The 25601-nt window shown below is 66.0% G+C and carries 23 protein-coding genes; 14 read left to right on the top strand and 9 right to left on the bottom strand.

The genetic code is table 11. The features are described 5' to 3' along the window. The first annotated feature begins 213 nt into the window (after window positions 1–213). Together ASE52_RS02625 and ASE52_RS02620 are read left to right on the top strand one after the other, a co-directional pair. Complete coding sequence (locus ASE52_RS02625; RefSeq protein WP_010460972.1) at window positions 214–396, top strand: hypothetical protein; 183 nt, start codon at window positions 214–216, stop codon at window positions 394–396. A 175-nt stretch (window positions 397–571) separates the two neighbouring features. Continuing rightward, window positions 572–901: a hypothetical protein gene (locus tag ASE52_RS02620; protein WP_057223584.1), complete on the top strand. Its 330-nt coding sequence runs from the start codon at window positions 572–574 to the stop codon at window positions 899–901. 11 nt (window positions 902–912) lie between these two features. Here the strand turns inward: ASE52_RS02620 and ASE52_RS02615 are convergent, their stop codons facing one another. The 4 genes from ASE52_RS02615 to ASE52_RS02600 all read right to left on the bottom strand — a co-directional run bounded on the left by ASE52_RS02615 (window position 913) and on the right by ASE52_RS02600 (window position 4177). After that, complete coding sequence (locus tag ASE52_RS02615; protein WP_241776901.1) at window positions 913–1626, bottom strand: hypothetical protein; 714 nt, start codon at window positions 1624–1626, stop codon at window positions 913–915. Continuing rightward, on the bottom strand, window positions 1623–2660 hold the full coding sequence (locus ASE52_RS02610) for an MlaD family protein (protein ID WP_057223582.1): 1038 nt from the start codon (window positions 2658–2660) through the stop codon (window positions 1623–1625). Before ASE52_RS02610 ends, ASE52_RS02615 begins: the two co-directional genes overlap by 4 nt. 59 nt (window positions 2661–2719) lie before the next feature. Beyond that, on the bottom strand, window positions 2720–3520 hold the full coding sequence (locus ASE52_RS02605; protein WP_010460964.1) for an ABC transporter permease: 801 nt from the start codon (window positions 3518–3520) through the stop codon (window positions 2720–2722). Window positions 3521–3715: 195 nt separating this feature from the next. Beyond that, window positions 3716–4177, bottom strand: coding sequence for a Cd(II)/Pb(II)-responsive transcriptional regulator (locus tag ASE52_RS02600; protein WP_057223580.1), 462 nt, complete (start codon window positions 4175–4177; stop codon window positions 3716–3718). 69 nt (window positions 4178–4246) lie between these two features. Here ASE52_RS02600 and ASE52_RS02595 point away from each other — a divergent pair, with 69 nt between their 5' ends. After that, complete coding sequence (locus ASE52_RS02595; RefSeq protein WP_010460960.1) at window positions 4247–4909, top strand: cation diffusion facilitator family transporter; 663 nt, start codon at window positions 4247–4249, stop codon at window positions 4907–4909. Between the two features lie 27 nt (window positions 4910–4936). Continuing rightward, window positions 4937–5788 carry a DUF3703 domain-containing protein gene (locus tag ASE52_RS26455; RefSeq protein WP_347230955.1) on the top strand — a complete coding sequence of 284 codons (852 nt, stop codon included), beginning with the start codon at window positions 4937–4939 and terminating at the stop codon, window positions 5786–5788. A 38-nt stretch (window positions 5789–5826) separates the two neighbouring features. On the opposite strand, the gene ASE52_RS02585 is transcribed toward ASE52_RS26455, so the two are convergent. The 4 genes from ASE52_RS02585 to ASE52_RS02570 are packed head-to-tail and all read right to left on the bottom strand — an operon-like array spanning window position 5827 to window position 10343. Then, window positions 5827–6420: a DUF2894 domain-containing protein gene (locus ASE52_RS02585; RefSeq protein WP_057223578.1), complete on the bottom strand. Its 594-nt coding sequence runs from the start codon at window positions 6418–6420 to the stop codon at window positions 5827–5829. Then, window positions 6413–7072, bottom strand: a complete 660-nt coding sequence (locus ASE52_RS02580) for an OmpA family protein (RefSeq protein ID WP_057223576.1) — start codon at window positions 7070–7072, stop codon at window positions 6413–6415. Before ASE52_RS02580 ends, ASE52_RS02585 begins: the two co-directional genes overlap by 8 nt. After that, a complete protein-coding gene (locus ASE52_RS02575; protein ID WP_057223574.1) occupies window positions 7069–9495 on the bottom strand; it encodes a DUF802 domain-containing protein in 2427 nt (808 codons plus the stop codon). The genes ASE52_RS02580 and ASE52_RS02575 overlap by 4 nt, the downstream gene beginning before the upstream one ends. Beyond that, complete coding sequence (locus tag ASE52_RS02570; protein ID WP_241776900.1) at window positions 9492–10343, bottom strand: DUF3348 family protein; 852 nt, start codon at window positions 10341–10343, stop codon at window positions 9492–9494. Before ASE52_RS02570 ends, ASE52_RS02575 begins: the two co-directional genes overlap by 4 nt. 309 nt (window positions 10344–10652) lie before the next feature. On the opposite strand from ASE52_RS02570, the gene ASE52_RS02565 reads away from it, so the two are divergent. After that, on the top strand, window positions 10653–11312 hold the full coding sequence (locus tag ASE52_RS02565) for a YitT family protein (protein ID WP_198928051.1): 660 nt from the start codon (window positions 10653–10655) through the stop codon (window positions 11310–11312). A gap of 29 nt (window positions 11313–11341) precedes the next feature. Here the strand turns inward: ASE52_RS02565 and ASE52_RS02560 are convergent, their stop codons facing one another. After that, on the bottom strand, window positions 11342–14890 hold the full coding sequence (locus ASE52_RS02560; protein ID WP_057223570.1) for an EAL domain-containing protein: 3549 nt from the start codon (window positions 14888–14890) through the stop codon (window positions 11342–11344). Between the two features lie 368 nt (window positions 14891–15258). Here ASE52_RS02560 and ASE52_RS24890 point away from each other — a divergent pair, with 368 nt between their 5' ends. The 9 genes from ASE52_RS24890 to ASE52_RS26390 all read left to right on the top strand — a co-directional run bounded on the left by ASE52_RS24890 (window position 15259) and on the right by ASE52_RS26390 (window position 25586). Further along, window positions 15259–15759 carry a hypothetical protein gene (locus tag ASE52_RS24890; RefSeq protein WP_082606737.1) on the top strand — a complete coding sequence of 167 codons (501 nt, stop codon included), beginning with the start codon at window positions 15259–15261 and terminating at the stop codon, window positions 15757–15759. A 552-nt stretch (window positions 15760–16311) separates the two neighbouring features. Beyond that, the gene (locus ASE52_RS02545) at window positions 16312–17778 is read left to right on the top strand and encodes a TolC family protein (protein WP_057223565.1); all 1467 of its coding nucleotides are present in this window, start codon (window positions 16312–16314) and stop codon (window positions 17776–17778) included. A gap of 1 nt (window position 17779) precedes the next feature. After that, complete coding sequence (locus ASE52_RS02540) at window positions 17780–19174, top strand: copper oxidase (protein ID WP_057223563.1); 1395 nt, start codon at window positions 17780–17782, stop codon at window positions 19172–19174. 13 nt (window positions 19175–19187) lie between these two features. Beyond that, a complete protein-coding gene (locus ASE52_RS02535) occupies window positions 19188–19685 on the top strand; it encodes a cupredoxin family protein (protein ID WP_057223560.1) in 498 nt (165 codons plus the stop codon). A 29-nt stretch (window positions 19686–19714) separates the two neighbouring features. Then, the gene (locus ASE52_RS02530) at window positions 19715–20248 is read left to right on the top strand and encodes a DUF411 domain-containing protein (RefSeq protein ID WP_140426124.1); all 534 of its coding nucleotides are present in this window, start codon (window positions 19715–19717) and stop codon (window positions 20246–20248) included. Next, the gene (locus ASE52_RS02525; RefSeq protein WP_057223558.1) at window positions 20245–20607 is read left to right on the top strand and encodes a copper-binding protein; all 363 of its coding nucleotides are present in this window, start codon (window positions 20245–20247) and stop codon (window positions 20605–20607) included. The genes ASE52_RS02530 and ASE52_RS02525 overlap by 4 nt, the downstream gene beginning before the upstream one ends. 77 nt (window positions 20608–20684) lie before the next feature. Then, window positions 20685–21692 carry a P1 family peptidase gene (locus ASE52_RS02520; protein ID WP_057223556.1) on the top strand — a complete coding sequence of 336 codons (1008 nt, stop codon included), beginning with the start codon at window positions 20685–20687 and terminating at the stop codon, window positions 21690–21692. 382 nt (window positions 21693–22074) lie between these two features. After that, window positions 22075–23625 carry a methyl-accepting chemotaxis protein gene (locus ASE52_RS02515; protein WP_082606736.1) on the top strand — a complete coding sequence of 517 codons (1551 nt, stop codon included), beginning with the start codon at window positions 22075–22077 and terminating at the stop codon, window positions 23623–23625. 371 nt (window positions 23626–23996) lie between these two features. Further along, complete coding sequence (locus tag ASE52_RS26390) at window positions 23997–25586, top strand: methyl-accepting chemotaxis protein (protein ID WP_057223554.1); 1590 nt, start codon at window positions 23997–23999, stop codon at window positions 25584–25586. The last annotated feature ends 15 nt before the right edge of the window (window positions 25587–25601 follow it).

The following is a 25601-nucleotide window of genomic DNA, read 5'->3' as shown; positions in this document are numbered from 1 at the left end:
TGTGGTCTATCCCAAGCAACCCTATGCGCCGCCAACTGCGCAGCACGCGGCAGCACACATGCAACCAAAAGCAACATTCCGAAAACAACCCTCGATATCGCACTTGTCTGACAGACGCTAGGCGCATGCTTTGCTGAAATCCTTTCCAGCAGCCATTGAGGCTGGCTTGGGAGCTCATTGGGACTCCCACCCCTTTTTGACACAGGATCCATCATGAAGCGCCACCCTTTGACACCCGGAACCCGCGCACTGGCTGCGTTTGCCGGCACGGTTGTGCTGGCGGTACTGGCTGCGGCATCGTTGTTGATGCCCGATGTGACCGTACAGTCGGTGGATTCGATGTCGCTCTTGCCCAGTGGGTTGGACCAGATCCTCCCCTCCAGCTTTTTGGAATGATCTGGACTTACCTCGGTCAGATCGCGGCGGCACTCTTGCCGCCTTGGTAGTAAAAAACATAGCATCGGAGTACCATCTGGCGCTGCGCACCGGGATTTTCGGTGGCATTCAAGAATGGAGGACGATCGTGACCACACGTTTTCGAATCTCTGCAGGCCAGTTTTCTTCTCACTTCATGGCGTGGCCTTTGGCGACCACGGCGCTTCTGGCAGCGCTGACGGGCTGCACCAGCCCCAGGGACGGCTCCCTCGAAGAATTCGCGCGCTGGCACGATGGCGCGCGTGCCCAGGCCCAGGCGGGTGCGCTCAGCTGGAGCGAGCTCTACAAACAAAGTTTTGATCGCCTCACCGCCCTGCCCCCTTCCTTGCAGCAAGACACGCGGCTGGAAAACACCGTGCTGCTGCTGTCCACCGCACGCAAGTACGAGGCCAATGAAATCGACGCCCAGGAGTTTGCGCTGGAGCGGGAGCACATAGAGACCCAGTTGCAGGCTCGCCTGCGCTAGCCAGGCACACCTCAGCGCAGCGGTGCACCTTGCTCCACGATGGCCATGCGCCGACGCAGCGCGGCTGCAGCCTGCTGGTCGCCCGCAGCTTCGGCGCGTTGCGCCTGCAAATTGAGCCACGCCATCAGCGGCCTGCGCCATCCCTGGGCAGAAGCGGTGTCGGCAGCGATCGTGATCACCGCCGGGCTGGAGCGCCCGGACTGAAACAACACCCCTGCGGCCACCAGCCGCGAGAGCGGGTCCTCCAAGGCAGACAGGGCCGACGCATCGCCTGATGCGGCCACTTTGCGCTGGGCTTCGGGCAGCAAACCCAGATCCTGGGGCTGCACCCGGCCCGCCAAATAGTCAGCATAGGCGCGCTCGGGCGCGGCGGCGTCGGCACGCAGCCGTTCAAAGCCTTCGCAGGGGCCGGGCACCAGACTGGCGGTCTGCGCGGCGCAGCGCATCAGTTCCAGCCGGGCCAGCAGGTCCGGGCGGCCCGTGCGGGCCACTTCAGCACGGGCACGGTCCCATTCGAGCTTGTCCACGCGTGCATTGCCCGACAGATAAGCATCGATGGCCTTTTGCGCAGAACCCTGGGCGTTCATCTGCCAGTCGGGCACGGGGGGTTTGCTGGAGCATGCGGCCAGCAGCACCGCCGCGACCACCATGGCGCCGAAGAAGGGCATCCGCAGGGACATGGCAGGGCGCTGGGGCTTGAAGGACAGTGCGGCAAATGGCTTCATGGCAGCTTGAGTTCCGTATCCCGCGCGAAAGGCCATTTGCGGTTGATTTCGTTGACCAGGCTTTCCACCTTGCGCAGATTGCTTTCCACCTCGGCGCGCAGGGCCCCCAGGTCGGTGGAGGCTTCGCGGGCATTGGCGCCAATGGCCTGAGCCTCCACCAGCACCGCATCCACCTTCTTGAGGCTGGTGCGGGTGTCGGCCAGCAGGCCATTGAGCTGGGCCACCGTGGCACGCACCTCGGGCACCAGCGCATCCTTGCTGCCCTCACTGCCAAACACCTGCTTGTCGGCGCGTGCGGCCATGCCGTCCAGGCGCGCAAGCAAGGCGTTGGTGCGTTCGAGCGTGGCCACGATCTTCTTCGCATCGGCCTCGTTGCCCATCAGCACGCCCAGCACACCCCCCGGTCCGTTGATGCGGTCGGTCAGCGCCCGCACGTTGGCCAGACTGCCGCCCAGGGCAGCGTCCTGCGCCGTAAGCGCATTGAGGTTGGACAGCAGTTCGCGCGCCGAGGCCATGAGCTGCGGGATTTCGGCGGTGGCGTCGCCGCGCAGCACCGGGCGCACGGAACCATCGGGCAGGAGCTTGTCGTTCAGCATGCCGGTGTAGGCTCGGATATTGGTGCCCCCCACGATGCCCCGCACCAGGGTGAACACGCTGGATTCGCGCAGCCAGTGCGCATCCTTGCGGGGCACGTCCACGATGATGCGGGCATTGCCGGTTTCGGCCAGCTCAATGCGGCGCACGCGGCCGATGGGGAAACCCGAGAACGTCATGTCCATGCCCACCACCACGCCTTCGGAATCGTCCGCCGTCAGCACCAGGGTCTGCGTGGGCTCGAACGCGCCGCGCGCGTACAGCAGGTACAGGCCCGAGCCTACGATGAGGGCCACCGTGAACAGCAGCAACGCCGCCGCCTTGATCTCCAGGTAGGCCACCGGACGCAAGGTTTCCACGGGCGGCACATCGGCGGCCGAAGAAGTCGGAGCGGGTCCTGGGGGCGGCGTTGGGCGGGCGTTGTGGTTCTCGTCGTTCATGGTGCCGGAAGGTGGGTCGCTGAAAGGAGGTGGGGTGGTCGGGTGTCAGCAGACATCGGTCAGTAATAGTTGCCCATGAGCGAGGCCACCTCGATCATCAGCAGCACGGCAAACATGCGGGCCAGGCCGCCCAATTCCGAATCGGGCTGGGTGCGGTCTCCCGTGTCGTACAGGCCCGCCGCCATAGGGATGAGCGCCACGGCCAGGCTGAAGAACACCGTCTTGAGAGCGAACACCATCGTCACGCTGGGCGTGAACACCTGGCCAAACATGCGCGTGTAGCTGGGCAGCCCCGCCAAGTTGAAACCATACACCCCCAGGTACGCCAGCACCAGGGCCACCACGCAGCTGAGCGCGGCGAGCGTGATGCAGGCGAACACGCCCGCGATCACGCGCGGCAGAAGCTCGATGCGCACCGGGTCCGAGCCATGGGCGCGCAGCGTGTCGAACCGGCCGGTCTGCCGCAGGCGCGTGATTTGCGAGCCATTGGGGATGGTGCAGCGCATGGCCACAAACAGCGCCGCCGTGAGCGGGATCAGCTCCAGCACCAGCACGCGGATCACCATCTCCAGCGCATAGCGCGACAGGCCATAGCTGAGCGCCGTGACCACCACGATGCGCGTGAGCACCAGGCTGAGCAGCGCTGCCAGCACCGTAAAGCCGAGCAGCACCGGGGCGGTGTCGAGGTAAAGATGGCGCGCCAGCGCCCTGCGCGTGCCCTTGCCATAGCTGGACGGCGACAGCACCAGCACCAGCACCACAGCTCCGAGGTACAGGATGCGCCACCAGGCGACCGCCCAGCGCCGCGCGGTGTTCCACACACGTTCGGGCAGGGAGAGGCCGGGCAAGCGCGAAATCATGGCCGGATCATAGCGGCGCACTCACAGCAAGCGTTCACGGTGGGTCGTCATGGAATTTTTTGCATGTTTTTCGCTCTAGCGCTTGATAGATAAGTGCAGACAGCTATCATTTAAATAGCATTCTTGGATGCAGAGGAAACAGCTCCTCACATCCTCGCGAAAACTGGTGGCGGCAAGCGCCGACGGCACACCGGACTACACATGCCGCTTTCCCGCAGCGGTGGCTGAAGGCATGGCGGGCTGCGCATCCGCGCGCGCATGCAGGGCTTCGATGATGTGGCAGCGGTCATCCGACCCATCGCAGCGGTTGCGCAACGCCAGCAGGTCGGCCTCCAGCGTCTGCAGCTCTGCCAGACGGGCACGCACATGCTGCAAATGGTCATCCAGCGTATCGCGTGCAGCGTCGCAGTCTTCCTTGCGGCTCCAGTCCAGTGCCAGCAAGGTGCGCACTTCATGCAGCGACATGTCCATGGCGCGGCACAGGCGGATAAAACGCAGCTGGTGCACATCCGCGCCGCTGTACAGACGGTAGCTGTTGTCGCCCCGCGCTCCAGGGGGCAACAGCCCCTCCTTCTCGTAGTAGCGGATATTGGCAGCCGACACCCCGGACTGCAGGGCGGCCTCGCCAATGCGGAACTGCACAACGTTTTGATCCATGGCTTGACCTTCAAGTGACTTTAAGGTTTCCAATCATGCCATTGCTTTCAAAGAACCGGAGAAGAACTCATGTCTGCCCACTGCCACCACGACCACGGCGCCAACGGCCATCAGCATGGCGCCCCTGCCACCGCCGACCCGCGCTACCGCCGCATCCTGTGGATCGCGCTGGTCGTCAACGCCGCCATGTTTGTGGTGGAGCTGGGGGCGGGCACCCGCTCGGGCTCGGCATCGCTGCTGGCTGACGCCATCGACTTTCTGGGGGACGCCGCCAACTACGGCCTGTCGCTCTGGGTGCTTGCCATGGCCCTCACCTGGCGCGCGCGCGCTGCCCTGGTCAAGGGGGCCAGCATGCTGGCGTTTGGCGTGTTCGTGATCGGGCGCGTGGCCTGGGGTGCGTGGCAAGGCACACCGCCCGAGCCCTTCACCATGGGTGGCGTGGGCCTCCTGGCGCTGGCGGCCAACCTGGGCGTGGCCGCCCTGCTCTATGCCTACCGGGAGGGCGACGCCAACATGCGCGGCGTGTGGCTGTGCACCCGCAACGATGCCTTGGGCAATCTGGCGGTGATGGGTGCGGCCCTGGGCGTTCTGGGCACTGGCACTGCCTGGCCCGATCTGGCAGTGGCCGCCGTCATGGCGGGCCTGGCCATCAGCGGGGGCTTGAGCGTGATTCGCCAGGCACGGCACGAGCTGGCCGGCTCCGCTGCCCAACCGCAACCTCAGGGGCGCTGATCCATGCGCGTGCACCTGTCTACCCCCTTGAGCGCGCCGCCTGAATGGGTGGCTGCCCAGCTGCAAAGCACCGCCGTGTTCCGCCATATCACCGCACCGCTTATCCGGTTCCGGCCAGCGCGGGGCAAGGAATGGCCCACGCACTGGGCACCCGGCGAGCTGGCACTGCACATGCGGTTACTCGGCGTATTGCCCATGGGCCCCCAGACCGTACGCATCTCTATCGAGCCACCCGCACAGGCGGGAGGCTGGCCCACGCTGCGCGACAACGGAGAAGGCGTGCTCATGCGCCGCTGGGACCACCGCATCACCCTGCAGCCCCTGCCCGATGGCCGTACGCTGTACACCGATGACATCGAGGTGCTTGCACGCCACCTGCCCTGGCTGATGACACCGTTGAGCGCCCTGTTTGCCCAGATGTTCTACCGGCACCGCCAAAGGCGCTGGCGCCAGTTGGCCGCCCAGCACGCCGCAGGGGGCACCGCCCCCACCGCGCTGCACAGGCGCGCCGCGTTCGACCACCTGCTGGCCGGCTTTGCACACCAGCCCGACGTACCCCCCGCCCAGCGCTGGCGCTGGCTGGAGGCTGCCCATGTGCTGGGGCAGACATCGTTGCCGCTGCACTGGCGGTCACACACTGCCATGCTGCGTTATGCCCTGGTTCGGGGGGATGCGCGCGAGGCCACCGGCCAGCTCCTGCGGCTGGCCCTGGTGCCCCTGGGCCACCTGCTGGCACGGTTGCCGTTGGGCAATATCGGGCGGTCCCATGTGAGCGCCTTCCGGCCCATGGTGCCTGCGGCTGAAGTCACTGTGCTCATGGACCAGGCGCTGGAGGAAACGGCGATCCGCCCCGTGCAGCCGGACGACCACGGCGTCTGAAAACTGCGCGCCGCGTACCCCGGTCGCAGCCTGTGCACTCAGAGTTTGGAGGAGCGACCCGCGCGACCCGGCTTGAGAGGTGCCCTGGCTGGCTTCGCGGCGGCCTGCTCCAGCCACAACAGGCTGTCCATCTGCGACAAAAAATGCCGCAAGTAGTCGGGTGACAGGGTCCGCATCAGGGCCAGGGAGCGCAGCATGAGCCGGTGCGCATTCAGCGGCCCTGCGTTTTCAGGCCCACGCGTGAAGGCCTGGGCCACCTGCTGTTCTGCAGAAATTTTGGACCAGACTTCACTGAAGCGGCGCACGCTCTTCATGTCCGACACGCTGGCGCCACCACCCACCAGTACGCTGTCTGCATCTGCCTGGGCGCGGGCACTCAGATCGCGGTTCAGCTGCGCCAGAGGGGATGGCGTCCCGGCCACCACCGCACCAGCCAGTGGCCGGGGGGCAGCTGGCCGGGCACGCCCGGCGTAGTCCCGCATGGCGGTTTGCAATCTGCCTGCCAGCACCTGCTGGACAGCCTCTGGCTGCGCAGGCAGGCGTGTGGCCAGCACCTCAAGGTACCGAAAGCGCACCGGGTCGTGGTGCTGCGCGCCTTCTGCCCGCAGGGACTCCAGGGTTGGCTCACTCATTGCGGACGGGCTTGGCTTGCGCAGCGCGGGGTACAGGGGCCATCTCCACACGGCGGTTCTGTGCCCGCCCCCTTTCGTCGGCGTTGTCCGCCACCGGCTGCTCAGCACCAAAGGCCGCTGCAAACACCTGGGACGAGGGCATGTCCTCTTCGATCAGGGCGCGCGTGACGGTCAACGCGCGCTGGGCCGACAGTTCCAGGTTGTCGGCAAAACGCTGGTGGCGCCCTTGCAACAGCGTGGTGTTGTCGGTAAAGCCACTCACCATCAGCATTTCATCGCGTTCGCGCAGGTACACCTGCAGCGGCTGCACCAGGCTTTGGAGCAGTTGCCGGCCTTCAGGGCGCAACTCGGCAGAGCCTGCCGCAAACAGCACGCTGCCGCTGATGCCAATGCGGCCTTCATTGACCGTGACGCGGCCACTGGCCAGCGGAATCGCCAGCGCTTTTTCCAGCGCCATCCGGCGCTTTTCTTCCATCTGCCGCTTTTCCACTTCCTGCTTGAGGCTGGCAACCAGGTCGATCTGCACCACCAGCACGCCCACCAGAATCAGCACAAACGCGCCCAGCAGGCCCGCCATGAGGTCGCCAAACACAGCCCACACCGGGGCCGTTTGCTCGGTCGCATCGTCCAGCGTGTCGTCCAAGCCGGTCACGCAGCAACCCCCTGCACCGCAGCGGCCATTTGCCCATTGAGGCGACGCAGGTCTTCCACGATGCCCTGCTGCGAGGCAATGCTCAGGTCGATCACTTCACGGGCCTGCGCCACGTAGTAGGCAAGCTGCTCATCGCTGCGGCTCATCGACTGGCCAATGGCACCTTCGATGCGCTGCAGGCTGTCCATCAGCTTCTCGTTGCTGGCCGTGAACAGCCCCACGCCGTGGCCAAAGGATTCACCCAGGCTGGACAGCTCCACCGCGCTGGCTGCCACGTGCGCCGAAACTTCATCCACCTTGCCCGCCTGCGCGCCAAGCGCCTGGGAAAACTCCTGCCCGGCCTGCTCCAGCACCGAGGCCGCAGACCCCACCAGCGATTCAATGGCCGCACGCTGCTGCCCGGCGGCTTCGTTCACCGAATGGAGCAGCACACCCAGCTGTTCCATCATGGCCGTGCGTTCTGCCAGGGCCGCGTTGTCGCGTTCGCTCAGGTGGGCCATCTCCTGGCGCAGTTGGGTGATCACCTCGGCAGCGGCCTGCGGCACATCCGAAGCCGTCTGCAGCAATCGCGTGAGCGGGGCTTCCAGCGCAGACCCCAGCGTGGCCAGGTGTCCGGCCACGGCGGCCTGCAGCGCATCGAGCCGCTCTACAGCAGCCTGACCGCGTGCCGCCTCTGCATCCCGCAGTGCCACCAACTCCGTGCGCCACACGCCCGCCAACGCTTCCATGCGCTGGGACTGGGTTTCCGCCCATTGGGCTTCGGCCTCGATGCGCGTGTGCAACAGTGCGTCCGACTGGTCCATCAACCGGGCGGCACCGCCCAGGGCCTGGTGGACCTGCTCGGTCATGCGCTCGGTGAGCTGCGCCGCAGCGCCCTCCAGCGCCTGGCACACGCCGCGCTGCTGCTGCACCGTTTGTTCGCCCACACGCTGCCATTGCTGCGCGAGCGTGCTCGCCATGCCCTCCATGGACCGGGTCCAGCCCGCAAGGCGCTGCTGGTCAGCCGTCGCCTCGTCCGCCTGTGATTTCTCCACCGTCTCCTGCAAGGAGGCCAGCAGCGCCGTGGTGCGCTGCTCGAAGGCCTGCGACACCGTCTGCAGTGACTGGTCGAGCTGGGTGGCAGCGCCTTCCAGCGCCTGGCAGACGCCGCGCTGCTGCTGCGCCGTTTGTTCACCCGCAAGCCGCCATTGCTCCGCCAATGTGCTGGCCATTCCTTCCATGGACTGGCTCCAGCCTGCAAGGCGCTGCTGGTCGGCTGCCAGCTGGGCCGCCTGCGATTGGGCCACCGTCTCTTGCAACGTGGCCATCAGCGCCGTGGTGCGCTGGTCCAGCGTCTGCGTGATGGACTGCAGCGCGCTGCCCAGCTGCACCGCCTGCTGGTCCTGCGTCTGCGCATGGCGGTGCAGGGCCTCCGTCCAGGTGTCAGCCACCTGGCGGGCTGTGCCTTCCCATTGGGCCGTGAGTGCGTGTATCTGTGCGCCGGTGGCCTCGCGCAGCTGCTGGTGCGTGCGCTCGGCCTCTTGCGCCAACGTTGCCATGGCCTGTTCCACCACCGGGCGGATCGTCTCACCCGCCATGCGGGCGCTGGCGCCCAGGCTGTCGTGCAGGGATGCCCCCACGCTGGTGGCCAGCTGGGTGTAGGCCGCCGCCGCCTCGCGGTGAAACACCTGCTGCTGATCTTGCAGCTGGCCGTTCAACTGCGCGTGGCGGTGCTCCAGCCCCTCCATCAGCCCCTGCAGGCGCTCCGCAATCAGCGGCATGGCCTGCGCCTGGGCCTGCAGGGCCTCGAACATCTCCTGGCGCCGGTGGGCCGCCGAGAAGGGACGCAGCACGCCAGCGATGCGGGCATCCAGCACGCGCAACGCCGCCAATCGCTCACGGCGGCACAGGGCCGACATCAGCCCCAGCATGGCCGACGAAGCCACCCCGGCCACCGAGGTGCCAAACGACAGGCCCAGCCCCTTGATGGGTGCCGCCAGCGCAGCCCGGATCGACTCCAGGCTGGACGAGGCCTCCAGCGCGAACACCGCGCCATTGAAGGTCACCACCATGCCCAGAAAGGTGCCGAGCATGCCCAGCATGACCAGAAGCCCCACCAGGTACGGCGCCAGCGCAGGCCCCGGCAGGGGCACACGCTCCCCATCAATCCGCTGGCGAACCGGGTTGCGCAGGGACAGATGCAGGCGCTCCAGCCAGCTGCCCAGGTTCTCCAGGGGCTGCTGTGGCAGCCCAGCCAGCGCTATGGACAGTGAGGAAGTCGCGGCCCGAAACTGCATCAGTTCATAGGCCCCCAGCACGTAGACGGCGGCGATCACGGCCGTCATGGCGAGCGCCAGGGGGCTGGACCCGACAAACCCCCACCCCACCCAGCCCACCACCGCCAGGCCCACCGCAAAGATGGCGGCCATCACACTCTTGTTCATTCGATCATTCCTGTTACCTGTTCCGGGCTCATGTTGGTTTTAGGGGGGCGGTGGGGGGTGCTGGGATGGTGTTCATGGCTTTGGGCCGCCTCCAGCAAACCCGCAAGGGGCTCCAGACGCACCTGCAGCTCGGCCAGCAGCAGCGCACGCAGGTCCTGCTCGAAAGCAAACAGCCAGCCGCCAGGCAAAGCCCAGCGCTGCGGCTCATCGTCGCGCCCTGCAGCCGCCAGCTGCTGCTGGTGGGCTGCGCGCAAATGGGTCATCCGCCGCTCCAGATGGCCGGGCAGAGACGCCCACAGCCTTTGCTCGCGCACACCCAGCATCTGCTCCATCACCGCGTCCAGCATGGCAAGGCGGCGCAGCCCCTCTGGGCCCACCGACAAGGTCTGCCGAACCTGCGCGCGCAAGGTAGCCAGCCGGGTATCCATCTGCTTTTGCAGCGCCAGATAACGCGCTGCGTGGGCTGCGAAATCCGCACCGGCCTCGGGGTCCGGGGCGTCGACAGGGGTGTTGTCGGCGCGCTCACGCATGGGCTTGGTGGGCGCTGCCTTGGCCGTGACCAGGTCCGTCAAGTCGGCCCTGGCGGTCTGAAGGCTGGCTTGCAGGGCGCGGACATCGACCGCCCCTGCGCCGAGCCCCACCGATGCGGACGGGATTTGGCTGGCCTCCAGGGCGTGCAGCGCCCGGCTGAGCTTGACCGCATCCACCGTGCTCAGCCATTGGCTCAGCTGCTCCGCCACATCCAGGCGCACCGGCCCGCTGTGCGCCTGCGCCCATTGCTGGAGCAGGAGAACAAGTCTGGAGCTGTTGAGTCGGTGGTGCTGGTACATCGGTCTGGGCCATCCCATTGCAGCTGCGTCCTTGAGGCAGGCACAGGTTTCAGGGAGCAGCTCCCCGCAATGGGCAAAACCGACTATTTTCGCAGGAACGCCGCCGCCTCCGCCCCACGGCGCCCCGCGTTGCAGGTGTTACATCTGCAGCTAGTGGAAGGCACCACCGACAAAGGGCATTTCGGGGGGTTGCCCTTGGGGAGAACGCCCTGCGGATTCCTCGCCTTCTTGACGGCGGACAAGTCCGGCACGGAGTTTGCATGGTTCAATGGACTTCGCGCTCCCTCCTTGGCGCATGCGCCATCGCCCTGCCCGCCTGTTGTCACCATGTCCACCCCGCCCGCCATTTCCGCCCCCGCTGCCCCAAACCCCGCGCTTGGCGCAGCCCCTGTGGCCATTCCACACACGCACACGGAAGACGCGGTGGCCATCTTCACAGGTGTACTGCTGATTTCCGTGGGTGTGGCTTTTTTCACCAGCGCAGGTCTGCTGACCGGCGGGACGGCAGGCCTGGCTTTCCTGCTGCACTACGCCACCGGCATCGGCTTTGGCAAGATTTTCTTTGTGTTGAACCTGCCTTTCTACTGGCTGGCCTTGCGCAAGCTGGGACGGGCATTCACGGTGAAGACCTTTCTTGCCGTGCTGCTTTTGTCGCTGCTGACCGAACTGCAGTCGCAGTTTCTGCAGTTTGCGCAATTGCAACCCTTGTATGCAGCCATCGCAGGGGGTCTGATCACGGGCACGGGGTTTCTGGTGTTATTCCGCCATCGCTGCAGTCTGGGCGGCGTGGGAATTGCAGCGCTCTACCTGCAAGACCGGTACGGATGGCGCGCGGGCAAGGTCCAGATGGCGGTGGACTGCTGCATCGTGCTGCTGGCGCTGTGGACGGTGGAACCCTTGCGCGTTGCCTGGTCCATCGCCGGGGCCGTGGCGCTCAACCTGGTCCTGGCGATGAACCACCGGCCCGGGCGCTACATGGCGGTGTGAGCCGGAGTCAACCGACCCCAGTGCTGACCTCAGGCCGATGTTGCCCTTGCCAGCAGGTACTGCTCCAGTTCCTCGATCGGCACGGGCCGGCTGAACAGATAACCTTGCCAGAGCATGCAACCGTGCCGCTCCAGAAACGCCCGCTGCGCGTCGGTCTCTACGCCTTCGGCGATCACGTCGATGCCCAGGCTCTGCGCCATGCCGATGATGGTCTGCACGATCAGCGCATCGGTGTGCTGAATGCCAATGTTGCGCACAAAGCTCTGGTCGATCTTGAGCTGGTCCAGCGGCAGGCGCGTGAGGTAGGACAGCGATGACTGACCCGTCCCAAAGTCATCCAGCGAAAAACTCAGGCCCAGTGCACGCAGTGCGCTCATCTTGGCAATGGTGTCATCCACGTTGTCCAGCGCCAGGCTTTCCGTCAGCTCCAGCTTCAAGCGGTCGGGCCGTGCGCCGGTTTGCAGCAACACGGTGCGGACCTGTTCCATGAAGTCGGGCTGGCGGAACTGCCGCGCGCTCACATTCACGGACAACTGCAGCTGCTCCATGTCGGGGTTGCCCTGCCAACGGCGCAACTGGGCACAGGCAGTTTGCAGGACCCACAGGCCAATAGGCAGGATCAGCCCCGTCTCTTCGGCCAGCGGAATGAATTCACAAGGCGACACCATGCCACGCTGCGGGTGTCTCCAGCGGATGAGTGCCTCGGCTCCCACGGTGCGTGCACCACATCCCACCTGGATCTGGTAGTGCAGCAGAAATTGCCCGTCCGCCAGCGCCGTACGCAGGTCGTTCTCCAATGCCGCGCGGGCCGAGATGGCGGCCTGCATCATAGGGTCAAAAAAGCGGATCGCATTGCGCCCCGCTGTCTTGGCGGCATACATGGCCAGGTCAGCATGCTTGACAACGTCTTCCACCGTCTGGCTCTGGCCGCTGAACAGTACCGCCCCCACGCTGGTTGTGCTGTGCACATGGTGCAACGCCAGCTGATAGGGCTGGTTCAACGCGGCCAGTATCTTCTCGGACACGTTCTGGGTCTGCTCTGCGGCATCGGTGGCAAGTTCATCCAGATCTTCCAGCAGCACCAGAAACTCATCCCCCCCCAGGCGGGCCACGGTATCGCCTTCGCGCACGCAACCCGCCAGCCGCTGCGCAACCTGCTGCAGCAGCACGTCGCCCATGTCGTGGCCCAGTGTGTCGTTCAAGGTCTTGAAATGGTCCAGGTCCAGGCACAACAGCGCACCGTGCAGGCCGGTGCGCGCGCTGGTGGCAAACGCCTGCTGCAGGCGGTCCAGCATCAGGCGGCGGTTGGGCAGGTGCGTCAGCGGGTCGTAGAAGGCCAGGTGCTCGATCTCGCGCGCAGCCTGGGCGCTCTGGGTGATATCACTCAGCGTACCAACATAGTGCGTGACTTCGCCTCCGCCATCGGTGACGGCGGTAATGCTCATGAAGTGCAGGTTGACCTCGCCACTTCTGCAGCGGTTCCATATCTCACCCTTCCATTCACCGGTGCTTGCGAGGCTGTCCCACATGGCATCGAAAAAAACCTTGTCATGGTGGCCGGAGGCGAGCAGGCTGGAGCGCTTGCCCACCGCTTCTTCGGCGCTGTAGCCTGTGATCTTGGCGAACGCCCGATTGGTGCGCAAGATGACGGTTTCGCGGTCGGTCACAACCATGCCTTCCTGCGACTCGAAGGCAATCGCGGCAATGCGCAATTCGTTTTCATCGCGCTTGCGCGCCGTGATGTCTTTGCCCACACCCCGGTAACCGCAGAATGTGCCGCTCAGGTCAAAGATCGGCGTGCCGCTCACCGACAACCAGTGAAGCCGGCCGGAAAGGTCCTTGCGCTGAAACTCGAAATCGCGGAACTCCTGGTGGCGCTCCAGCAGTTCGCGGTGCTCTTTCCAGCGCGCTTCGCTCACCCCAGGCGCCGCCAGCTCCCAACGTGTCTTGCCCATGTGCACCGCCGCCTCCTGCAGCAAGCGGTCCTTGTCGCTACCGTCCACATGGGTCAGGCGGAACTGGGCATCCTGCTCCCAGTACCAGTCAGACGACAGGACGGTCAGGGTGCGAAAGCGCGCTTCGTTGTCCTCCAGCTGCTTGCGCACCCGGTACGACTCCGATACATCGCTGAACACCAGCACAACACCCACGATCTGTCCTTGTGCGTTGCGAATGGGCGCCGCACTGTCGGCGATCTGGTACTCCGCCCCGTCCCGTGCGAGCAAGGTGGTGTGGTTGCTCAGCCCCACCACCTCGCCCTTGGCCACCACCATCCGCACCGGGTCGACCACGGGTGCCCGCGTGCTGGCATTGACGATGCGAAACACGTCGGTCAGCGGCTTGCCACGTGCTTCGGGCAACGGCCAGCCCGTCAGGCGCTCGGCCACCGCATTCATGCGCGTGACGAAGCCCTGCGCATCCGTGGCCACCACCCCGTCGCCAATGGAATGCAGGGTGATGGCTAGGTTTTCCTCGCTTTCGCGCAACTGTGCCTCGGCACTTTGGCGGGTGAGCGCCATGCGGTCAAAACGCCGGCCCAGCTCGGTCAGCTCTGCCAGGCCGGTCGCCGGGGCCTGGGGCGCATAGTGACCCTGGGCCAGTTCGTCCGTAGCAGCCAACAGGCGCCGCAACGGCTTCATCACCCCACGCCGCACACCCTGCTGGGCCAACAGGAAGGACAGCGCAAGGCCCGCCAGCAAAAAAGCCACCTCGGTCCACATGTTGCGGTTGGCGGTGGCGTAGAGCTGGTCCAAGGGCACGGTCAGGCTCATGGTGGCCACCGTTTTCCCCCCCGACTCGATCAGGGGCTGGAACACCATCAGCTGGTGCGAGCCTGCGGCATTGCTGCGCTGCAAAACCCCTTCGGCAGAGCGTTGCAGCGCGGCGCTGAAATCGGCATCGGCCAACTGGGTTCCCAGCTCACCCGCATCGGGCGGAAAACGCGCCACCACGCGCCCATCGGGGTCGGTCACACGCGCCACGGCACCTGGGGGCAGGCTCAGGTCTGCAAGCCGCAGGCTCCACCACTCGAGCGACACCACGGCCACTGCGGCACCCACCACCTCCTGGCCACCCGGTGGTATGACCGGGACCGCGAAATTGACGCTGGCCACCTGGGCAGCCCGGTCGATCTGAAAAGCCCCGACCGAAAACTCCCGGGCGGTGATGGCATGCTGAAAATAAGGCCGGTTCGCCACGTTCACGGGGGCCTTCAGCGGCCGCGCATTGCACAGCAGTTCCCCATTGGCCTGCGGCACGCCGATGTTCACGTAAGTGGCGTTGAGCGAGAGCACCTCGGCCAGGTACTTTCCGCAATCCTGGTCACCCGGCCGGTGCACCTGGGGCATGGCGGCGAGTTTTTGCAGGAAATCGCGCGTGCTCTGTATCAGGCGCTGCTGGCTGGCTGCCACGGCCCGCAACGTGCTCAAGGCTTGATTTTCGGCAGCGGCAATGGCGTCCATGCGGTGCGCCCGCGCCTGGTAGACCGCGAGCAGCACAGCAGGCAGCGTCGCCACCAGGACCAGCCAGCGGATACGCGCAGACAACGTACTCCAGGTTCCCACCAGCCAGGAAGGCATACCGACCTTTCGTCTTGGGATGGCCTGTACAACCCGCCCACACCAGCGGCAGCGCGGATGGGGTGGCCACAAGGCGTCATTTTTTGCACCCTATCACTGAGCCATGGGCAAGAAAAGCAACGCGGGGGGCCACCAGAGGCCGCACACCACCGACCGCAGCGAGCTACGCTGGCCATCCAGCCCTACACAGTCATACCGGTGCACCACCGGGCCGAGGGGTGCACCTAACGCATTGTTACATCGTAAGCCGATCTGCCCCAGCCCGCCTCCCTATTTGCCCGGAGTGCCCAGCGACGTGGGCAATGCCGTCAGACGCGGGGTAGACAACCTGCAGGGAACCTTGTCGCCTGCCGCCGTATCATGGAGGTATGCGTCGCGGCTTGTATTTCATGTTGATGGTGGTGCTGGTCCTCAGAGGCCTTGCTGGCTCCGCCATGGCCGCCGGGGTATTGCCTCCTCTACAGCCCATCGAGGTGCTGCAGTCGCAAGAACACAGCCACCACCCAGTCCCTGGCGAGGCGCACGCCACCCCACCCATGCAGGGAACTCTCCAGTCCACACTGGCCATGGATGCGGGAATACCGGACAGTGGACATACACCCGCTTCGGACCATGACCATGACCATGACCATGACCATGCCGAGCATGCTGCGGCAGCGTCCCCGTGCGATGGCAGCGTGGAAGGTTGTACCGCGCACGACCACCACTCCGCAGCCTGCTCGGCTTGCGAAATCTGCCACTCTTCCATGCTGGACGCGCCTGCCGCGCTGACACCAACCCACCTCTCCACAGCGGCCCCGCAGCCCCTGGCCGCCGCGCAGTTTGACAGTGCCCCTGCGGCGCTGGCCATCAAACCACCCATCGCCTGACCTCCGACGCCCGAAGTGCGTCTGCCGTCGCCTGAACCCCCTCGATCAAGGGGCTTTCAGGCCGCAACGCCATGTCCTGTTCGTTCGTTGTCTGGAGATCGCCGTGCGCGCCCCTGTCTCACCTTTCCTATTGTCATTGCGGCGGAGAGCTGCATGCCTTGCGCTGCTGACGCCTGCGCTTTCACCCCTGCCCTCGCTGGCCCAGGCCCCCAATCAAGCAGGCCGTCTGGTCATCGGGACTGACGCTGCAAATCCCGCGGCACCTACGGCCCAGCTGACTCACCCGCCGGTGGCATTGCCCGTTCCTCAGGCCGACTCCAAGCCTTCGCCCCACACCTGGCACGAAGCCAATGAATCCGTCGCGGCCTTCCCGCGCGGCCATGCCGACATCCTGGCGCGGGGAACCCGTCAAGGCACCAAGCCGCCCACCGCAGGCATACCGCGCGGGGCCATGCCAGGTCATGCGCATCAAGACCACCACGGCAGCCATGAGGTCCGAGGTGGCAAGCCCGGAAATCCTCCGCACCACCCCCCGGAAGCAGGGAGCAAGCCATGAACACATTGCAATGCCCTGTCGCACCGGGCAGCAGGCCGCTGCACCGTCCCCTGCGTCTGTCTCTGCTGGGCGCGGCAGTGGTGCTGGCAGGGTGCGCCAGCGTTTCCCCCGACGGTCTGCGCAGCGACGTGGCCGCACTCACCGCAGGTCGCACCGCAGGCATCGAAGCTGCCCTGCCAGCCACCCATACGGGTGCCCGTGAGAAAGCCCAGCAGTCTGTTGATGGCTGGCTGGCCCAACCCCTCACGCAGGACGCGGCCGTGCGTATTGCCCTGCTCAACAACCCCGGCCTGCAAGCCCGCCTGGCCGCACTGGGTGTGGCCGATGCCGAGCGCGTGCAGGCCATCACCCTGCCCAACCCGCACCTTGCGCTGGGCCGATTCACGAACGGCCACGAGCGCGAAATCGAGCGCACCCTGGCCTTCAGCCTGCTCGACCTCATCACCCTGCCCTGGCGCACCGCCCGGCAGGCCGAGCGCCTGCAGATCGCCACGCTACAAGCCGCGCAAGACGTGGTGTCACTCGCCGCAGATACCCGCCGCGCCTGGGTGCGGGCCGTGGCCGCCGAGCAGGTGGCTGCCACGCATGACCGTATGGTCGAAGCCGCAGAGGCCGGGGCCGAACTGGCCCGCCGCATGGTGCAGGTGGGCAACTGGAGCCGCCTGCAGCAGGCCCGCGAACAGGCCGTGCTGCAAGAGGCCACCCGCCAGCGCGCCCGCGCCCGGCTGGCCGCCGCCACCGAACGCGAACAGCTCAACCGCCGCATGGGCGTGTGGGGGCTGCAGACGCAATACCAGCTGGCCAACCAGCTGCCGCCACTGCCCACCACCGCCTTGCCCGCAGACGGTATTGAGGCCACCGCGCTGCGCGAACGGCTGGATGTGCAGGCGGCGCGCCGCCAACTCGACACCCTGGCCACCCGCCAGGGCTGGAGCCGTGCAGGCGCCATGTTTGGCGACATCGGCCTGGCGTACAGCCGGAACACCACCACCGAGCGCGACAGTGGCCACCGCGAGATCACACGCGGTTGGGAGCTGGAACTGCCCCTGCCCCTGTTCGACTGGGGCGGCGCAGCCCGCACCCGTGCCCATTCCGAGGTCGAGCAAAGCGCCGCCCAGCTGCAAGACACCGCCGTACGCGCCCGCGGTGAGGTACGCGCCGCCTGGCTCACCTACCGCACCGCGCTCGACCTGGCGCGCCAGCAGCAGGCCGAGGTCGTGCCCCTGCGCCAGCTCATCAGCGACGAGACCACGCTGCGCTACAACGGCATGCTGGCCAGCGTGTGGGACATGCTGGCCGAAGCCCGCAACAGCACCCAGGCCGTGGCCAACGCCATCGAAGCGCAACGCGACTTCTGGCTGGCCGAAACCGACCTGCAATTGGCCCTCACCGGCACATCGCCGGGCGCCCTGCAGGGCCTCACCTCGGGCGCAGCAGCCTCCTCCACCCCACAAGGCCATTGACATGAACCGCCGCAATTTCTTCTCCGGCGCCGCCACGGCCGTGGCCGCTGCTTCCGTGAGCCGCGTGGCCCTGGCCGCGCTGCCCGAGCCCGCCATGCAGACCAGCGCCGACACCGCCCCGCCGCTGCACCCGCCCACGGGCCGCCCCTACCACCCCGTGGTCACCCTGAACGGCTGGACCGCCCCTTGGCGCATGAATGCAGGCGTCAAGGAATTCCACCTGGTGGCCGAACCCGTGGTGCGCGAGGTGGCGCCCGGCTTCCTGGTCAACATGTGGGGCTACAACGGCCAAAGCCCCGGCCCCACCATCGAGGTGGTCGAAGGCGACCGCGTGCGCATCTTCGTCACCAACCGCCTGCCCGAGCACACCACCATCCACTGGCACGGCCAGCGCCTGCCCAACGGCATGGACGGCGTTGGCGGCCTCACCCAGCCCGCCATCCAGCCCGGCAAGACCTTCGTGTACGAGTTTATGGCACGCCGCCCCGGCACCTTCATGTACCACCCGCATGCCGACGAGATGGTGCAGATGGCCATGGGCATGATGGGCCTGTGGATCACCCACCCGAATGTGGGCAAGGGGGCAACGCACCCCCAGATTTCCAAGGTGCAGCGCGACTACGCCTTTTTGCTCAACGCCTTTGATGTGGAACCCGGCAGCAAGACCCCCAAGGTCAACACCATGCTGGACCACAACATCTGGTGCTGGAACAGCCGCGTGTTCCCCGCCATCAGCCCGCTGGTGGCGCGCCAGGGCGAGCGCGTGCGCATCCGCGTGGGCAACCTCACCATGACCAACCACCCCATCCACATCCACGGCCATGAGTTCGAGGTGACCGGCACCGACGGCGGCCCTGTGCCCAAAAGCGCGCGCTGGCCGGAGGTGACCACCGATGTGGCCGTGGGCCAGATGCGGCAGATCGAGCTGATGGCCGACGAGCCCGGCGACTGGGCCCTGCACTGCCACAAGAGCCACCACACCATGGGCGCCATGGGGCACGACGTGCCCACCATGATCGGCGTGGATCACCGGGGCCTGGTAGGCAAGATCCAGAAGATCGTGCCCGACTACATGGTGATGGGCGAGCGCGGCATGGCCGACATGGGTGCCATGGAGATGCCCCTGCCCGACAACACCTTCCCCATGATGACCGGCACCGGCCCCTATGGCCCGCTGGAGATGGGCGGCATGTTCACCACCTTCAAGGTGCGTGCGGGGCTGGCGGCAGGCGACTACCGCGACCCCGGCGACTACATCCAGCCAGCGGGCACGCAGGCCTACGAATGGCAAGGCGCCCCTGCCAGCACACCCCGCCCCGCGCGCACCACGGCGCCGGGCACCGCCCCAGGCGCAGCCAGCGCCCGCAAACCCGCCGCCAGCGGCCACCAGCACTGAGACAGGACACACCATGAATACTATTAAATTGATAGCTATTTGCGCTTTACTAGCGGGCGGAAACGCCTCTTTTGGTCATGAAAACATGCCCCATCACAACCGCAATGCCCCGGTGGTGAAGGAACAAAAGCCTTGGGGCATGGCAGGCGACACCCAGACCGTGGCCCGCGCCATCACCATCCGCATGACGGACGACATGCGCTTCACGCCCCGCCACATCGAAGTGCGTGAGGGCGAGACCGTGCGGCTGCGCGCAGAGAACAAGGGCCAAGTGCTGCACGAGATCGTGATCGGCACCAAGGCCGAGCTGGACGCGCACGCCGAGATGATGGTCAAGCACCCCGGCATGGAACACGACGAGCCCTACATGGCCCACGTGGGCGCGGGCAAGAAGGGCGACATCGTGTGGCAGTTCAACCGCGCGGGCCAGTTCGACTTTGCCTGCCTGATCGCGGGCCACTACCAGGCGGGCATGACGGGCACCATCACCGTTCGCCCGCGCAAACCATGACCCGCACCCATCCACGCCGGAGCAACACCATGACACCCACACCACGCACCACACCTGCCCAGCCCACCCGCCGCCAATGGCTGGCCGCCGCCCTGCCCGTGGCGGGCGCGGGCCTGGCCATCGCCCTGCTGCCCACCACCGCCCGCGCCACGCCAGGCACGGCGGCCACCACGTCCGTCGAGGTCTGGAAAGACCCGAACTGCGGCTGCTGCCAGGACTGGGTGGACCACATGCAGGCCAACGGCTTTGCCGTGAAGGTGCACGCCACCGGCAACAACGCGGTGCGCGCCCGCCTGGGCCTGCCGCAAAAACTGGGTTCGTGCCACACCGCGCTGGTCGGCGGCTATGTGGTCGAAGGCCATGTGCCCGCCAGCGACGTGCGCAAGCTGCTGCAGCAGAAACCCAAGGCACTGGGCCTGGCGGTGCCGGGCATGCCCGTGGGATCCCCGGGCATGGACGGCGCCGTGTATGGCGACCGGCGCGACCCATACGACGTGCTGCTGGTGGCCCACGACGGCAGCACGCGCGTGTTCAACAGCTATAACAAGAAGGCATCGACATGAAGAAGGCACTTCTCTCCATCCCGCTGGCGGCCAGCCTGGTTCTGCTGGCCGCAGGGCCCGCGCTGGCGCAAGCCCCGGCCGCAAACGCATCGGACAGCCACAGCAGCCACCACCCTGCAGCACCCGCACCACAAGCAGAGCTGAGCGAAGGCGAAATCACCCGCTGGGACCCGCGCACCCTGCGCCTCACGCTGAAGCACGGCGAGATCAAGAACCTGGAGATGCCGCCCATGACCATGGTGTTCCGCGTGGCGGACGCCAGCGTGGTGGGCGATCTGAAACCGGGTGACAAGGTGCGTTTCCGGGCCGAGCAGGTCAACGGCGCCTACCACGTCCAACAGATTGAGAAAGCGCCCTGATGCGGTTCCAAACGCAGCATCAGGCCACTGATGCTGCGCAAGCAGGGCACTGCGCCCGGGCACCATAATCAACGGCCATGAGTTCCTCCAACGCACTGGCTGGCGACGCTGGCAGCATCACCCGCGTGGCCGGCATCGAGGTCGGCCACTTCACCGAAACCCGCCGCCCCACGGGCTGCACCGTCATCATCACCCGCGAAGGCGCCGTGGCCGGCGTGGATGTGCGCGGCGCCGCCCCCGGCACACGCGAGACGGACCTGCTGCACCCCTCCAACCTGGTGGACCAGGTGCACGCCATCATGCTGGCCGGAGGCAGCGCCTGGGGGCTGGACGCCGCCACAGGCGCCGTGCGCTGGCTCGAAGAGCGCGGCGTGGGCTTTGACGTGGCCGTGGGCCGCCTGCCCATCGTGCCCGCCGCCGTGCTGTTCGACCTGCTGGTAGGCGACATGCGCGTGCGCCCCGATGCGGCAGCAGGCTATGCGGCGTGCGAGGCCGCCTCCTCCGCTGACCCCGCCGAAGGCAACGTGGGCGCGGGCACCGGCGCGGCCCTGGGCAAGATTTTCGGCATCCAGCGCGCCATGAAGGGCGGCATTGGCACGGCGTCCGTCACCGTGGACGGCGTCACGGTGGGCGCCCTCATCGCCTGCAATGCACTGGGCGATGTGATCGACCCTGATACCGCGCAAGTCATCGCCGGGGCCCGCACCGACGACGGCCTGCGCCTGCGCGACACGCGCCGCGCCCTGCTGCGCGGCGACCCGCCCCAGCCGCTACTGGCGGGCACCAACACCACCATCGGCGTCGTGGCCACCGATGCCGTGATCACCAAGGTGCAGGCCCACCGCCTGGCCGTGGCCGCCCACGACGGGCTGGCGCGCAGCATCAACCCGGTGCACACCATGTCCGACGGCGACACCCTCTTCAGCCTGGGCACGGGCCGCAGCGGCAAGAGCCTGGGCATGATGGTGCTGGCCACCATGGCGGCCGAGGCCACGGCCATCGCCACGGCGCGGGCGGCACGGGCGGCACGGGCGATCACCACCGCCGAAGGCCTGTATCTCCCCGCTGCCGCCGACCTGCGGTAGGCCGCGACGATGGCGTCGCCTTCGCGCTGAACGCCACCTCTTCCCTATTCAGCCTCAGATCCAGCAGGGGCCATGGGCTGCTGCTTTGCGCCCACGCCTCCACACCTATCCAAAACCATCTGGCCGGCGGATACTGTGCGCAAAACAACTTTGCGCATATCGCTGTTCCGAGTTCAATCGGGGCATGGGGTGATCTGCGGCGCTGCGGATGCTCTCAATAGCTGCGGCTGTGGGCGCTTTTCCTCGCAGGCCTTTTCATGCACGGAGCGCGCATTCCCTGCGCGGTAAGCACCGAGGCCCTCGGTGCTTGCGCTACTTGCTACTTACTTGTTAGGAACATGTTCTCGATCTGACTCTAGCCAATTTTTTTGAGGAGAAAAGCATGCGACTGTCAAATCTGCGAGTCGGTTTGCGCATGGGCCTGGGTTTTGGCCTTTTGCTGACATTGGTGCTGGCCATGGGGTTGTTTGCCGTGAACCGCGTCAATCGGGTGCAAGGCAGCGTGGAGGACCTCGCCACCAACTGGTTGCCCAGCACCCAGCAGTTGGCAGGCCTCAACGAAGCGCTCAATCAAATGCGCCGTGCGGAGCTGCAGGTGCTGCTTGGTGGCGGTGACAAAGCCCTGCAAGAAGAAAGTGCGCGCATAGACAAGCAGTGGACCCTGGTACCCAAGCTGCTGCAGGCCTACGCAAACACCCTGGACGACGACGCAGAGCGCAAGCTTTTTGACACCTTCAAAGCTGCGGTCGAACGCTACAAAGGTACCCAGAGCCAACTGCTGGCCCTGGTGCGGGACGGCAAGGGTGAAGAGGCCCTGGCGTACCTGCGGGGTGATTCACGGCAGGCGTTTCGCGCAACCACCGACGCCATTGGCAAGCTCAACCAGCGCAACGATGAAGGGGTGGAAAAGGCACAGCAAAAAGGCACCGAGAGTTATCGCGCGGTGCTTTGGGGCATCTGGCTGATGGTTGCAGTGGCCTTGGCCCTCGGTGCCGCAATTGGCTGGGTGCTGACACGTTCGCTCACCATCCCCCTGAGTTTTGCAGCGGGCACGGCCGATCGCATCGCTGATGGCGACCTGACGGGTGAAGTGCATTCGTCGCGCGGCGATGAGTTGGGTGACCTGTTGCGCGCCCTTGCCCGCATGCAACAGGCCCTGAACGAATCCGTCACGAACGTGCGTCGCAGCGCCGACAGCATCGCGACTGCCAGTGAAGAGGTGAGCAACGGCGGGCAGGACTTGTCAGTACGCACCGAGGCGGCGGCCGCCAGCATCGAGGAGACATCTGCAGCGCTGCAGCAAGTCACCGAAACAGTGCGCCACAGCTCAACGTCTGCGCAGCAGGCTCACCAGTTGGCGTCGGCAGCCTCGACCGTGGCGGTCAGGGGCGGCGAAGTGGTGGCACGCGTGGTGAGCACCATGGACGGCATTCAATCCTCGTCGCGCAAGATTGGAGACATCATTGGTGTGATTGATGGCATTGCGTTTCAGACCAACATCCTGGCATTGAATGCAGCAGTGGAGGCGGCACGGGCCGGGGAGCAAGGGCGCGGGTTTGCAGTGGTGGCCACCGAGGTGCGAACGCTCGCGCAGCGCAGCGCGCAGGCAGCACGGGAGATTAAAGAGCTGATCTCAAGCTCGGTCGATCAAGTGGAAGGCGGAGCGCAGTTGGTCGGCGAAGCTGGCCGAACAATGGATGAAGTGGTGGGCTCGGTACAGCAGGTAAGCCATTTGATTGGCGAAATCGCCAGCGCCATCAAAGAACAGACCCAGAGCGTGGTCGAGGTCAACACAGCCATCTCTCAACTGGACAGCATGACCCAACAGAATGCCGCACTGGTGGAGCAATCTGCTGCCGCCTCTGAGTCGCTGCGCGACCAGGCTGGGCGGCTGATCGAGGTCGTGGCGCGCTTCAGACTCAAGGCAGGTTGAGCCGGGAAAGATGCCATTCCGTCATCCTATGCACGGGGCAATCGATGGGTGATTGGGGCCATCCATTCTGACTAGCCCGACCACCCAACCAGCAGCTCCACCACTGGCTTGGCGCGGCGATGCAACGAAGAGATTCAGCAGCGCAGCGCATGGCTTGCGGGGCCTCCTGTGCGCGGTCAAAAAAACCTTGACTGGACTGGAAAGTCGCTCAACATCAATCACCACGACACGCCACCGGCTTCAGCAGTGACCCGCCGTGGCGCCCCGCGTTGCCTGAGCACATGTGGCTGCTGGTTCACAAAAGCCTAAGAACGTGACGCTTGAGCCCGCAAAAGTGCATCATCGTTATCACCAGCTGGAGGGCCCATGGCATGAATGTCCTGCAAAACCTGAGCATCAAGACGCGACTTGGCATTGGTTATGTGGTTATCACCGGTGCCTTGATCCTGGTGGCCATCATGGGCCTGCACGGAGAAGCGAAGACGCAGGAGAGCCTGGACAACCAGGTCAATCACCTGAATGTGGTCAAGAGCCTGGGCATCCAGGTGCTGGATGCGGCTAACGCGCGGGCCATCTCGGCCCGCAACCTGATGATTGCGGGGTCGAAAGAAGATGCCGCCGCCGAACTCCGGCTCATCGGGGCAGCGCACGACAGCATGGGGCGGGCCCTGAAGAGCGTGGAACAGGCCCTCCAGACCGCCCCGCCCGAAACAGCGCCCCTGCGCAGCCTGCTGGCCCAGATCAAGGAGACGGAAGCCGCCTATGGGCCGATCGCGCTGGAGATCACGCGGCTGGGCAGCCAGGGCGAGAAGGACGCAGCGATCCAGAAGATCAACACGGAATGCCGCCCCCTGCTGACCAAGCTGGTGGGCAACATCGGCACATTTCTGGCCGAGAGTGACGCCATCAGCAAACGGGCCAGCGAGCAGTCGGTGCGCCAGTTTGAATCGCTGCGCCTGCAGCTAATTGTGCTGAGTGTGGCGATGGTGGTGTTTGCCTGCGTACTGGGCATCGCCACCATGCGCTCCATCGTCAGGCCCCTGAACGAGGCCAGCCGGGCCACGCAGGAGTTTGCACGGGGCAACCTAGCAACGCCACTTGTAGCGCAGGGCAAGGACGAAATCGCCACTGTGGTTGCCTCGATGGAGGCCATGCGCCAAAGTCTGTCGAATCTGGTGGCGGGGGTGCGCCAGGGGTCGGAGAGTGTCTCTACCGCCAGCGCCGAGATCGCGCAGGGCAACCACAACCTGTCGATGCGCACCGAACAGCAGGCCAGTGCGCTGCAGCAAACCGCAGCGTCGATGGAGCAGCTGGGTTCGACCGTGAGGCAGAACGCGGACAACGCGGTGAGTGCCAACCGGCTCGCGCATTCGGCCTCGACCGTCGCGCAGCAGGGGGGCGAAGTGGTGGCCATGGTGGTTGCCACCATGAAGGACATCAACGACTCCAGCCGCAAGATCAACGACATCATCAGCGTGATCGACGGCATCGCCTTCCAGACGAACATCCTTGCGCTGAATGCCGCCGTGGAAGCCGCCCGCGCAGGCGAGCAGGGCCGGGGCTTTGCCGTGGTGGCCAGCGAGGTGCGCAACCTGGCCCAGCGCAGCGCCGCTGCCGCCAAAGAGATCAAGCAACTGATCACCGAAAGCGTGGGGCGCGTGGAGCACGGCACTGCCCTGGTGGACAAGGCAGGCCAAACCATGACCGAGGTGGTGGCCAGCATCCGCAATGTGACGCACATCATGGGCGAGATCAGCGCTGCCAGCTCTGAACAGAGCGCGGGGGTCACGCAGGTGGGTGAAGCGGTCACGCTGATGGACCAGGCGACCCAGCAGAATGCCGCACTGGTGGAGGAAATGGCGGCCGCCGCATCGAGCCTGCGCGGGCAGGCCGACGACCTCGTGAATGCCGTGGCGGTCTTTCGGATTCACGGCAGCGGGTCGGCACTAATGCTCAAGTGAACAGGCGCTGCTGAA

The organism is Acidovorax sp. Root275 (assembly GCF_001428965.1).
Taxonomy (GTDB): domain Bacteria; phylum Pseudomonadota; class Gammaproteobacteria; order Burkholderiales; family Burkholderiaceae_C; genus Acidovorax; species Acidovorax radicis.
Note: the sequence above shows the minus strand (reverse complement) of the source record. Positions and strands in the feature narration are given on the sequence as shown.